Source organism: Polynucleobacter sp. 39-46-10, from assembly GCF_002282275.1.
This window is the reverse complement of record NZ_NCJB01000070.1, coordinates 1-10,996: the sequence shown is the minus strand read 5'-3', so window position 1 is coordinate 10,996 and position 10,996 is coordinate 1. Positions and strand designations below refer to the sequence as shown.

Annotated in this window: 11 protein-coding genes; 1 reads left to right on the top strand and 10 read right to left on the bottom strand. The window is 46.6% G+C overall.

The features are described 5' to 3' along the window. Positions 1-255 precede the first annotated feature (255 nt). The 10 genes from B7X71_RS07595 to uvrB form a co-directional block, all read right to left on the bottom strand. On the bottom strand, positions 256-624 hold the full coding sequence (locus B7X71_RS07595) for a Rap1a/Tai family immunity protein (protein WP_293598555.1): 369 nt from the start codon (positions 622-624) through the stop codon (positions 256-258). An 18-nt stretch (positions 625-642) separates the two neighbouring features. After that, the gene (locus B7X71_RS07590) at positions 643-1,764 is read right to left on the bottom strand and encodes a DUF3300 domain-containing protein (RefSeq protein WP_293598556.1); all 1,122 of its coding nucleotides are present in this window, start codon (positions 1,762-1,764) and stop codon (positions 643-645) included. Between the two features lie 49 nt (positions 1,765-1,813). Further along, the gene (gene fdx / locus B7X71_RS07585) at positions 1,814-2,152 is read right to left on the bottom strand and encodes an ISC system 2Fe-2S type ferredoxin (RefSeq protein ID WP_293598557.1); all 339 of its coding nucleotides are present in this window, start codon (positions 2,150-2,152) and stop codon (positions 1,814-1,816) included. A gap of 18 nt (positions 2,153-2,170) precedes the next feature. After that, positions 2,171-4,036 carry a Fe-S protein assembly chaperone HscA gene (gene hscA, locus B7X71_RS07580; protein ID WP_293598558.1) on the bottom strand — a complete coding sequence of 622 codons (1,866 nt, stop codon included), beginning with the start codon at positions 4,034-4,036 and terminating at the stop codon, positions 2,171-2,173. An 18-nt stretch (positions 4,037-4,054) separates the two neighbouring features. Beyond that, positions 4,055-4,579, bottom strand: coding sequence for a Fe-S protein assembly co-chaperone HscB (gene hscB, locus B7X71_RS07575; protein WP_293598559.1), 525 nt, complete (start codon positions 4,577-4,579; stop codon positions 4,055-4,057). Then, positions 4,560-4,883: an iron-sulfur cluster assembly protein IscA gene (gene iscA, locus B7X71_RS07570; protein WP_046330505.1), complete on the bottom strand. Its 324-nt coding sequence runs from the start codon at positions 4,881-4,883 to the stop codon at positions 4,560-4,562. The genes hscB and iscA overlap by 20 nt, the downstream gene beginning before the upstream one ends. Before the next feature lie 19 nt (positions 4,884-4,902). Beyond that, positions 4,903-5,289 (bottom strand): Fe-S cluster assembly scaffold IscU, encoded by a 387-nt coding sequence (gene iscU / locus B7X71_RS07565; RefSeq protein WP_293598560.1) that lies wholly within the window; start codon positions 5,287-5,289, stop codon positions 4,903-4,905. Between the two features lie 57 nt (positions 5,290-5,346). Next, positions 5,347-6,567 carry an IscS subfamily cysteine desulfurase gene (locus B7X71_RS07560; RefSeq protein ID WP_293600460.1) on the bottom strand — a complete coding sequence of 407 codons (1,221 nt, stop codon included), beginning with the start codon at positions 6,565-6,567 and terminating at the stop codon, positions 5,347-5,349. A gap of 81 nt (positions 6,568-6,648) precedes the next feature. Continuing rightward, complete coding sequence (locus B7X71_RS07555) at positions 6,649-7,218, bottom strand: Fe-S cluster assembly transcription factor (protein ID WP_293600459.1); 570 nt, start codon at positions 7,216-7,218, stop codon at positions 6,649-6,651. A gap of 114 nt (positions 7,219-7,332) precedes the next feature. Next, the gene (uvrB, locus tag B7X71_RS07550) at positions 7,333-9,486 is read right to left on the bottom strand and encodes an excinuclease ABC subunit UvrB (protein WP_293600458.1); all 2,154 of its coding nucleotides are present in this window, start codon (positions 9,484-9,486) and stop codon (positions 7,333-7,335) included. Between the two features lie 182 nt (positions 9,487-9,668). Between uvrB and B7X71_RS07545 the strand changes: the two genes are divergently transcribed. After that, on the top strand, positions 9,669-10,868 hold the full coding sequence (locus tag B7X71_RS07545) for an amino acid aminotransferase (protein WP_293600457.1): 1,200 nt from the start codon (positions 9,669-9,671) through the stop codon (positions 10,866-10,868). Positions 10,869-10,996: the final 128 nt, after the last annotated feature.

Sequence of the window (10,996 nt, the reverse complement as noted above, 5' to 3'; positions counted from 1 at the left end):
CTCTTGAACTACCTTTAGCTTGAACTGCTTACTGTACTTGCTCATAAAACAAAACCCCCTTGGTTGGACATAAGGTCCAACTTTTGGGGGTCAGTTCACGTAGGGTGGTTTGAAAGAAAATCTATGGAGGTATTACTAAAGAATGAACAACAGATTCATAGTAATCCTCACTTCAAACTGCGAAATATAAAGATGCGTTCTTTCAGTGCCAAACGCATCATTTTGGTGCAGATGATGACTGCCGCCCAAGCCAAGCTACTTGCAGGGGTACTTCGCCTCGAAGAATCGCACTAAGGTCTTGGCTGCACGTTCTGGATTGAACTGAGGGTTAGCTTGAGTCCAAGCTAAGAACTCCCGAAGAATTTCCTCTCTTGTGCCAGCGTTTCCGGCAAAACAAATATTGCCCTTCATTTTGGTATTGTGATTAGCTAAGTACGCTTGATACACACCTTCCCCAAACCCAAAGCAAAAGTTCTGCCCATCAAGATCATCCAGGTTCTTACATAAATCAACTAAAGCAGCTGTTGAGGCATCGCCTTTCGGTAAATTAGTCTGAGAAAATGCATTTGACTGCATAAGCATCATTGCACTGACTACGCATAGGGTGACTCTGAATAATTTCATCTTGTAGCTCTCTATTTGTTAACGCCTAAATCCACCCATACGACCACCACCAAAACCGCCTCGACCAGCAAATCGATCATCATTCATGCGGTCGTAACGAGCCTGCTCTCGCATGGCATTTTCTTGGGCAGCTTCGCGATAAGCATTGGGATTTGCACGATCCTGCTGATAGTCATTACGAGCCTCTTGATTCATACGATCAGCTTGGGCGCGCTCCTGTGGGGTGGCATTTTTCTGAAAATTGCTACTAGCTCTTTGGCCAGCATTTTTTGCTGCTTGACGCTCTTGCGGGGTCGCATTGCTCTTCCAGTCATTCAAAAGGCGCTGCTGATTTTGAATGCTACTTGGGCCGATCAAACCCCTAGTCGATTTACCTGAATTATTAATGCCATTATTGTTTACATTAATCGTGCCATCAGACCAGCTCGGAGTCGACCAAAAAGCCCCGCCAACAGCCAGCCCAAGACCAAATGTCATCATTCCCCAAGCAGGGTTATAAGCTGGATATGGTGGATAGTCTGGGTATGGCCATGGGCCATAAACAACTGTGGGGTTATAACTTGGTACGTAGACCACTTGGCTATTCGCCGGACTAATCAAAACGTTTGAATTGGCATCCGTACTTACTAAGATTTGTTGATTCGTCTTCAGGGTTCCTTCCTGCACAGCACGCTTTCTCAAGACCTGCACTGCCGCCATCGTATCTGCTGGCTGCAATTTATAGGCATTCCCCAGGTTCTGGGTCCACTGCAGCTTGCTACCCATCATGTCAAATGCCTGCGGGAATGAAATCAATGACTTCACGCTGTCGTTCCACGACTGAGCCTTCAGGGCATCTTGCAATCCTGAGCCATTAAGACTTGAGTTACTTCTACGCCAGTTATAGGCCTCAGCCACCTCGAGTGGATAAGTTGAAGCCAGAAGCATGAGAGATAAAAGTGAGTCAGGATACAGTGCAATTGGGGACACCAGTGACTGTAACTGGGCAGAGGAAATCAGTTGCGGAGAACTTCCATAGCCACCGCTTTGAGTATAACTTTGGGGGTAGGCTGCATTTTGATAAGGGTCACTATTATTTGAGCAAGCACCCAACAGCGACATAACGCCAATGCAACACCACGTTTTATATTGATTATTCATAAACCCATTAATCCTCCAATATTGCTTGAGTTTAATGCCGAGTTTGGAATTAGTGATTTTCTTTGGCGTGATTGATAGAGTACTTCGGGATCTCAATAACTAAATCCTGACGAGCAACAATCGCTTGGCAAGACAATCGAGACTGGGGATTGAGGCCCCATGCGCGATCTAACAAATCTTCTTCATTCTCATCTGGCTCATTCAGGCTCTGATAACCCTCTTTCACAATCACGTGGCAGGTAGTGCAAGCGCAAACCATATCGCAAGCATGCTCAATCGGAATGTTATTTTCTAGTAGCGCTTCGCAAATAGAGGTGCCTGGAGTCACCTCAAGTACCGCACCTTCAGGGCAATACTCGCTATGGGGCAGAACAACAATCTGAGTCATCTTAATAATTTTCTTTTCTTAAATTTCGGCAACATTCATGCCAGATAAAGCCTTCTGGATACTGGCGTTCATACGCTTCTGAGCAAACTCATCGGTCGCCTTTGCGGCATGATCTACTGCTTTTCTCAAAATAGCGCTGTCTGTTTCTTCAGCCAGAATCTTTTGCAAAGTAGCCATCTCTTGATCCACAGCGACCTGCTCTTGGTCGTTCAGCAATCGACGGTCAGAATCCAATGCAGTTTGTACGGCATCCAATAAACGCTGTGCATTCACCTGTTCTTCACGCAAGGATCTGGCCAAGAGATCTACTTTGGCAGAAGCAAACCCGTCTTGCAGCATGCGTGCAATTTCAGCATCAGTCAAACCATAGGATGGCTTGATGTCAATTGAGGCTTGAACTCCTGACCCCTGCTCCATAGCGCTTACCGAAAGAAGGCCATCAGCATCCACCTGGAATGTCACCCGGATACGGGCAGCCCCAGCTGCCATTGCTGGAATACCACGCAATTCAAACTTACCAAGAGAGCGGCAGTCTTGCGCCAACTCGCGTTCACCTTGAACTACCTGAATTGCTAGTGCTGTTTGACCATCTTTAAAGGTCGTGAAATCCTGCGCACGTGCAACCGGAATAGGTGTATTGCGCGGAATAATTTTTTCTACCAAACCGCCCATGGTTTCAAGACCAAGAGATAGTGGGATCACGTCCAGCAATAACCACTCATCATCTTTGCTTTGATTACCAGCTAGTAGGTCAGCTTGCATAGCGGCACCTAAAGCAACCACTTGATCAGGGTTGAGATTATTTAAGGGCTTGGTGCCGAACAATTCGCCAACCGCACGTTGCACATGAGGCATGCGAGTCGCACCACCCACCATCACCACGCCTTTAACTTCATCGGCCTTGAGGCCAGCGTCACGCAAAGCTTTTTTTACTGCTGTTAGTGTTTTACTAATGAGGTTCTGAGTAATCTCAAAGAACTGAGCTTGGCTGATGCCAACGTTCACTAAAGTACCATCGACAAGCGTTTCATGAACGCGGGCTAAGGGGTTGTGACTCAATAGCTCTTTAGCATGTTTACAAGAAAGTAGGAGCTTGCGATGATCTGAAATTGAGAGTGGCGGGAGTTTTGCTTGCTCGATTACCCAACAGTAAAGGCGATGGTCAAAATCATCGCCACCTAAAGCTGAATCACCACCAGTAGAGAGCACTTCAAATACACCCCTACTCATTTTCAAAATAGAGATGTCAAAGGTACCGCCGCCTAAGTCATATACAGCGTAGATACCCTCGGAGGCATTATCAAGACCATAGGCAATTGCAGCTGCAGTAGGCTCGTTGAGCAAACGCAAGACTTCGATGCCGGCCAACTTAGCGGCATCTTTAGTAGCCTGGCGCTGAGCATCATCAAAATAGGCAGGCACAGTAATTACTGCGCCAACGATATCGTCGTTTACAGAATCTTCAGCCAGCTGACGCAAGCGTGCGAGAATTTCTGCAGACACTTCTATCGGACTCTTGTCACCAGCAACTGTTCGCAACTTCAACATCCCCGGCTCATCGACAAAGTCGTAAGGTGCGCTTTCAATGTTTTCCACATCGACAATGCCGCGACCCATGAAGCGTTTGACAGAAACAATGGTGTTTTTGGGATCAGAAACAATACTTTCAATCGCTTCGAAGCCTGCCTGCGTTCTGCCATTAGGGAGGTAGCGCACTACCGAAGGAAGCAGTTCACGTCCCTCTGAATCCGGAAGCACTTTAGGCAAAGCATCTCGCACAATCGCCACCAAAGAGTTGGTGGTACCCAGATCAATACCCACCGCAATCCGTCGCTGATGCGGAGCAAGTGATTTACCAGGTTCGGAGATTTGTAATAAGGCCATGGGGACTAGAGTGTAAAGCTATACAAGAACTGAGATAGCGTCATCCAGCTCAAGCGCAAACTTATCAATAAAAAGAAGGCCTCTGAGTAACTCAGCAGCGCGCTCGTAATTCTGGGCTGCATCAATGGCTTGAGCAATCTCTGCCAAGATATCTCGCTTCGCTTGGTCAACCTCTTCAGCCAAAGCCTCTAGCGCACCGAGGTCCTCATCTTGATCCTCAAGACTCTCACGCCATTCCATTTGCTTCACGAGAAAAGCGGCTGGCATGGCGGTATTCGTTTCTAGGCGCGCATCTACTCCATTCAATTGACAGAGATAGAGTCCGCGTTGAACGGGATTCTTTAAAGTCTGAAAGGCGGTGTTTGCGAGCGTAGCCATTTGCATAGCAAGTCGTTGCTCAGTATCACTGCCACGGGCATGGCGATCTGGATGCACCTCTTTTTGAATTGCTAGATAAGCCTGATCTAATGCAGACAAATCTAGGTTGAATTGCTGCTCTAAATCAAAAAAACGAAAGTAATTGTCAGACGCGGAAGGATTCACCACAACCACACTCATCTTTTACATTCGGATTTTGAAACTTAAAGCCTTCGTTCAAGCCTTCACGTACAAAATCCAATTCAGTGCCGTCTAAATAGGCCAAGCTCTTGGGATCAATAAAAATAGTGATGCCATTGGATTCAAACTTCGCATCCTCTGGAGCGGCCTCATCCACATACTCAAGTTGATAGGCTAAGCCAGAACAACCAGTAGTGCGAACACCTAAGCGTAAGCCACAGCCTTTGCCGCGCTTATCTAAATTGCGCTGCACATGTTTCGCTGCTTTGTCGGTTAAGGTAATTGCCATGATGAAAGCCTCTTTATCTTTACTGGGCTAGATGCTTTTCTTTGTAATCGGCCACTGCGGCCTTAATGGCATCTTCAGCCAAAATTGAGCAGTGAATTTTTACAGGTGGCAAAGCCAACTCTTCTGCGATCAAGGAGTTCTTAATCTCCAAGGCCTGGTCTAAAGTTTTACCTTTAACCCACTCAGTCACCAATGAAGAGGATGCAATCGCAGAGCCACAACCATAAGTCTTGAACTTAGCGTCTTCAATCACGCCTTGATCATTGACGCGGATTTGCAATTTCATGACGTCGCCGCACGCAGGTGCACCAACCATACCAGTACCTACCTGGTCATCGCTTTTTTCGAAAGAACCCACGTTACGGGGATTCTCATAATGATCAATTACTTTGTCGCTATATGCCATGGTATTTCCTCGTTATTTCTCTTATATATTAATTAGCTTAACTATCTTTAATACTGCTTAGTGTGCTGCCCACTGGATGGTGCTGAGATCAATACCATCTTTAAACATTTCCCAAAGCGGTGAGAGCTCGCGCAACTTAGCAATTTTCTCTTTAACCAACTTAATTGTGAAATCAACTTCTTGTTCAGTAGTAAAGCGTCCCAAAGTAAAGCGAATTGAGCTATGGGCCAATTCATCATTACGACCAAGTGCGCGCAATACATAAGAAGGCTCTAAGGATGCTGAAGTACATGCAGAACCAGAGGAGATAGCCAAATCCTTTAATGCCATCAACATCGATTCGCCTTCAACATAGTTAAAGCTGATATTGAGGTTGTGTGGAACACGGTAGTCCATATCACCATTCACATAAACCTCTTCGATATCCTTCAAACCCGTCAAGAGTCGATCGCGCAATGCACGAATGCGGGCGTTCTCTGCGACCATCTCAACACGAGCAATGCGGAAGGCTTCGCCCATACCAACAATTTGATGAACGGCCAGGGTACCCGAACGCATGCCGCGCTCATGACCGCCACCATGAATCTGAGCTTCAATACGAATACGGGGCTTACGACGGACAAACAATGCACCGATACCTTTTGGACCATAAGTCTTGTGAGCAGAAAAGCTCATTAAATCAACCTTGACTTTCTCTAAATCAATTTCTACTTTGCCAGTCGCTTGCGCTGCATCGACATGGAATATCGCGCCACGGGAACGGCACAACTCGCCAATGCGTGGAATATCTTGCACAACACCAATCTCGTTATTGACATACATCACCGATGCCAAGATCGTGCCCGGCTTCATTGCTGCCTCTAGCTGAGCAAAATCGATCAGACCATCAGGCAAAACATCTAAATAAGTAACTTCAAAGCCTTCGCGTTCGAGCTCACGGCAAGTGTCTAAAGTTGCCTTGTGCTCAGTCTTCACGGTGATGATGTGATTGCCGCGCTCTTTGTAAAAGTGAGCGGCACCTTTAAGTGCCAAGTTAATACTTTCAGTTGCGCCACTAGTGAACACAATTTCTCTTGGATCAGCATGAACTAGCTGGGCCACCTCTGAACGCGCCCACTCCACCGCCTCTTCCGCAGCCCAACCGTAGGCATGACTACGAGATGCCGCATTACCAAACTGCTCACGCAGGTAAGGCAGCATCTTGTCGACTACGCGTGGATCAATCGGCGTTGTAGCTGAATAGTCCATATACACCGGGAAATGCTTAGGACTAAACATGGGTACTGCCTGCTGAGGAATGTCTTGTGGTGCGTTCATATTTATTTATCTATCAATGGGCTAAGAAGTTAATATCTCGGCTCAACTTTGCTGAGCGAGGTTAAAAACAGAATTCACAAGAGGCCGCTTTGGAGCAACTTCTTTTGTTGCTGCGACTGCTGTTGCCGGCTTTTCTGCCTTTACGCTATCAGTCTTGGCTTTCTTGGGACGCAAATCATGTAATACGATTCCGCGTCCGGATTGCTGTTGCACCAAGTCACGCAAAGACACGGAACTGAGGTACTCCACCATCTTGGCATTCAGGTTTGACCATAAATCATGGGTCATGCAACGACCATGGCTTTCTTCATCACTATGACAATTGCCTTTGCCACCACATTGGGTTGCATCTAAAGGCTCATCGACAGCCACAATGATGTCGGCCACACTAATTTCTTCTGACTTGCGGCCAAGGGTGTAACCACCACCTGGGCCGCGAGTGCTATCAACAATATTGAAACGGCGTAATTTACCGAACAACTGCTCTAAGTAAGACAGGGAAATCTTCTGTCTTTGGCTAATTCCAGCCAAAGTTACAGGCCCGTGCGTTTCACGCAGGGCTAAATCAATCATTGCGGTTACTGCAAAACGGCCTTTGGTTGTAAGTCTCATATGTCACCTTGGTAATGGATTGTTATGGACAGCTAACAGCCGGGCGGGTAATACCCGACCATTCCACTCAACTTTAACATATACCCAACTATTTTGCTCAGGATTAAAACATCACTAAATTGCATCTCGAGAGCGCGCCCCAAAGGCCATTTCCTTGACCTTTGTAAGGCGATCACGGGTGGCTGCAGCCTTTTCAAACTCCAGATTCTTGGCCTCAGAGTTCATTTGCTTCTCTAAACGCTTGATTTCCCCGGCTAAATCCTTCTCACTCATATCCTCATAGCGAGCCCGCTCCTGCTCCACTTGCATCTCAGAGCGCTTCTCTTTGACGTCATAAACCCCGTCAATGATGTCCTTAATACGCTTTTGAACCCCTCTTGGCTCAATCCCATTTGCTTTGTTAAAGGCGACCTGCTTCGTGCGGCGGCGCTCCGTCTCCCCCATCGCCCGTTTCATGGAATCGGTAATGCGATCCGCATACAAAATTGCCTTGCCTTTGACGTTTCGTGCAGCTCGACCGATCGTTTGGATCAAACTGCGCTCAGAGCGCAAGAAGCCCTCTTTATCTGCATCCAAAATAGCAACTAATGAGACCTCTGGAATATCCAAGCCCTCACGCAATAAATTAATACCCACCAAGACATCGAAGACGCCTAAGCGTAAATCACGCAGAATTTCTACGCGCTCTACAGTATCAATATCTGAATGAACGTAACGCACCTTCACACCGTTATCCGATAAGTAATCAGTCAACTGCTCAGCCATGCGTTTTGTTAATACTGTTACTAAAACGCGTTCGTGGACTTTGACGCGCTCATGAATCTGATTTAGCAAATCATCTACTTGTGTACTTGCTGGCAACACTTCAATTTCTGGATCAACTAATCCAGTTGGTCTGGCCACTTGCTCTACCACTTGTCCGGTGTGCGTATTTTCGTAATCAGCTGGCGTAGCGGAAACAAAAACTGTTTGACGCATCTTCATCTCAAACTCAGTGAACTTGAGTGGTCGGTTATCCATCGCCGAAGGCAAGCGAAAACCAAACTCCACCAAGGTATGTTTGCGAGACTTGTCTCCGTTGTACATAGCATTAAGCTGTCCAATCAGAACATGACTCTCATCCAAGAACATCAAGGCATCATTTGGCAGGTAGTCCACCAAGGTAGGTGGCGCCTCACCCGGCATAGCGCCAGAGAGGTGGCGGGAGTAGTTCTCAATCCCCTTACAGAAACCCAATTCATTGAGCATCTCCAAATCAAAGCGAGTGCGCTGCTCTAGACGCTGGGCCTCTACTAACTTGCCGTCCTTAACGAATTCATCTAAGCGAAGCCGTAGTTCAGCCTTGATCGTTTCAATCGCTTTCAAAACTGTGTCACGCGGCGTTACATAGTGTGAACTGGGATAAACAGTAAAGCGCGGAATCTTCTGACGAATTTTTCCAGTAAGCGGGTCAAAGAATTGCAAACTCTCAATGACATCATCAAAGAGTTCAACACGTACTGCCAATTCATTATGCTCGGCTGGGAAGATATCAATCGTGTCGCCCCGTACTCGGAAAACTCCGCGCTTGAAATCGGTTTCATTGCGGTCGTACTGCATCGCAATTAGACGCATCAAAATATCACGCTGGCTCATCTTGTCACCAGGACGCAAAGTCATCACCATGCTGTGATAGTCGCCTGGATTACCGATACCATAAATTGCCGAGACAGTAGCTACGATGATGACATCTCGACGCTCTAACAAACTCTTGGTAGCAGACAATCGCATTTGCTCGATGTGTTCATTGATTGATGAATCTTTTTCAATAAACAAATCTCGCGTTGGGACATAGGCTTCTGGTTGGTAGTAGTCGTAGTAACTGACGAAATACTCCACTGCATTTTTGGGGAAAAACTCCCGAAACTCGCTGTAAAGCTGGGCGGCCAAGGTCTTATTAGGGGCAAAAATGATCGCAGGACGACCTGTCCTTGCAATCACATTGGCCATCGTGAAGGTTTTACCTGAACCAGTAACCCCTAAAAGGGTCTGGAAGGTCAATCCATCCTCAATTCCGGCTACCAGAGCATCAATAGCGGCCGGTTGATCCCCTGCGGGCGAGAATGGCTGATAAAGCTGAAATGGAGAATCTGGGAAAGAAACGAACTTAGCTGGATCCAGGTTGTGACCTACCTCGCCCAAAGGATCAGCCACGGGGCTTTTCTTACTTTCGGCAACTTTAGAATTTGAGGGACTTTTAGGCAACTTAGGGGGCATCTCAGCTATCATTTCACCTGTGACTATTAGTTCACAGCGAATTTTTTACAAACACTGATTTTGCCGTTTTTATTTGGAAATAGTTGAATCTAGACTCAAAAACAGCCATTTAAACTAAATCCAACTGAATTTAACGTCAATTAATACTGAAATACCTCTTTTAAACTAAATTACCTCCCCATTTCGATCCCCAAATGAACCTTTTTACTTCCGTCCAGCTAGCCCCTAAAGACCCTATTTTTGGCCTCACAGAAGCCTATGTCGCCGATCAACGCGCAGACAAGGTCAACCTAGGTGTTGGCGTCTATTACACCGATGAAGGCAAGGTACCTCTTTTGAAAGCGGTTATTAAGGCTGAGGAGGCTATTGTGGCCAAGCACTCTCCGCGTAGCTATATTCCAATCGAAGGCCCTAACCCATATAACAGCGCAGTACAGAACCTATTGTTCGGCGCCGATTCCTCACTCATTAAAGATGGTCGCGTTGTAACTGCTGAGTGCCTTGGTGGCACTGGCGCATTACGCGTTGGCGCAGACTTTATTAAGCGCCTCAATTTGAATGCGCCTTGTGCAATCAGCAACCCAACCTGGGAAAACCACCGCGGCATTTTTGAATCCGCGGGATTTGAAGTTGTTGAGTACGCCTATTTTGATAGCAAGACTCGTGGTGTTGATTTTGATGGCATGGTGAAGTCTTTAGAATCTTTCCCAAAGTTCACTACAGTTTTGTTGCACGCTTGCTGCCACAACCCAACTGGTGCTGACATCACTGAAGCGCAATGGCGTCAAGTAATTGCTATTTGTAAAGCAAAGCAACTCATTCCATTTTTAGATATGGCCTACCAAGGCTTTGCTGCTGGCATTGAGCAGGATGGCATTGCTGTTCGCTTATTCGCTGAATCTGGCATGTCATTCTTTGTTTCAAGCTCTTTCTCTAAATCATTCTCACTTTATGGTGAGCGAGTTGGGGCATTGTCTATCGTGACTCAAAGCAAAGATGAATCTACTCGCGTACTTTCTCAGTTGAAGCGTGTGATTCGTACGAACTACTCCAATCCTCCAACTCATGGCGCTGCCATTGCGGCTGCCGTTCTGAATTCACCAGAACTCAGACAGCTTTGGGAAGATGAATTAGCTGAAATGCGTGATCGCATCAAAGCAATGCGTCAAGGGCTTGTACAAAAACTCGCCGCTGCTGGCGTTAAGCAAGACTTTGCTTTTATTGAAGCTCAGCGTGGCATGTTCTCTTATTCAGGCCTCACAGCTGAGCAAGTAGAACGCTTGCAAAAAGAGGATGGCATTTATGCCCTCTCCACAGGCCGTATTTGTGTGGCTGCTCTCAATACCAAAAATATTGATAAGGTAGCCAAAGCAATCGCCCGCGTATTAGCTTAACAACGCGCAATAAGCGGTTACACTGAATTATCAGGAGGCAACATGCTATATCAGTTACATGAATTTCAAAAAGCTTTACTTCAACCAGTAAGCTCATGGGCTCGAGCAGCATCTGAAGCATTTATTAA